Here is a 228-nt window from a genome sequence, read left to right as displayed (position 1 = left end):
CTTCTCCTGTCAATGCAAGTTTGCGTTCGACTGCTGGGTCAAACGTGCAAGTAACGTTCCTTGATGTCCGGGGTGTTCAAAAGGGCAGCGTTGTCACCGCTCCACACCACACGGCCCTTTTCGATGACCACATGACGGTCTGCGAAGCGCGCCAGCGCATCGACATTCTTGTCGATGACGAGGATTGCCTCGCCTTCATCCTTGATGTTGCGCAGGCAGGACCAGATC

At 55.7% G+C, this 228-nt stretch carries 1 pseudogene; it reads right to left on the bottom strand.

What is annotated here, in order from left to right:
• Positions 1-38: 38 nt before the first annotated feature.
• A pseudogene (locus SB822_RS61665) lies at positions 39-228 on the bottom strand (ABC transporter ATP-binding protein); the annotation flags it as partial.

Origin of the sequence: Paraburkholderia sp. SIMBA_054, assembly GCF_046534875.1 — a bacterium.
In the GTDB taxonomy this organism is placed as follows: Bacteria; Pseudomonadota; Gammaproteobacteria; order Burkholderiales; family Burkholderiaceae; genus Paraburkholderia; species Paraburkholderia hospita.
The sequence above is the reverse complement of the archived record's forward strand: the minus strand, read 5'-3'. Positions and strand labels throughout refer to the sequence as shown.